The following is a 514-nucleotide window of genomic DNA, read 5'->3' on the forward strand; positions in this document are numbered from 1 at the left end:
TGCGAGCGATCGCGATACGGCGAGGCGACCGCATGCGCGAACAGCGCCTGCCCCTGCCGGTACAGGCCGAGCGTCGTCGCCATCGCGGGGTGCAGCGCGAACATCGAGTCGAGCCGTGGCGCTCCGACCAGATCGGCGGCCAGGTCGCCACGCTGGCTGACGAAGGCGGGATCGCCGACCGGCGCGATCACCCCCAGCCCGTCGGCGGCACCGCGCTGGATGATGAACACGAAGCGGCGGTCCGTCTCCGCCTTGGCGAAGGCCATCCGGGGGGCCACCCCCGATGCGAGCGCGGTCAGCGCGCCGCGAACCAGCAAGGAGCGACGATCGAGCATGTTCCTTATCTCCGCATCATTTCTGGGGATACGAGCAGCAGCGCCAATGCCTGCGACGGGCTTTCGGCACGCGCGATCGCGGTGCTGGTCGCGGGTGACAGCGCGGCAGGGAAGAGCCGCGGCGCCAGCGCGCGCGCGTCCTGCTGCTGTGCGCGGGTGGCGAGCCGCTCCGCCGCCTC

The 514-nt window shown here is 72.0% G+C and carries 1 pseudogene; it reads right to left on the reverse strand.

Features of this window, described 5'->3' with window-relative positions:
* Positions 1 to 335, reverse strand: a pseudogene (locus ACFDSW_RS15330) (hypothetical protein); the annotation flags it as partial.
* Positions 336 to 514 lie beyond the last annotated feature (179 nt).

Source organism: Sphingomonas sp., from assembly GCF_042091075.1.
Lineage (GTDB): Bacteria > Pseudomonadota > Alphaproteobacteria > Sphingomonadales > Sphingomonadaceae > Sphingomonas.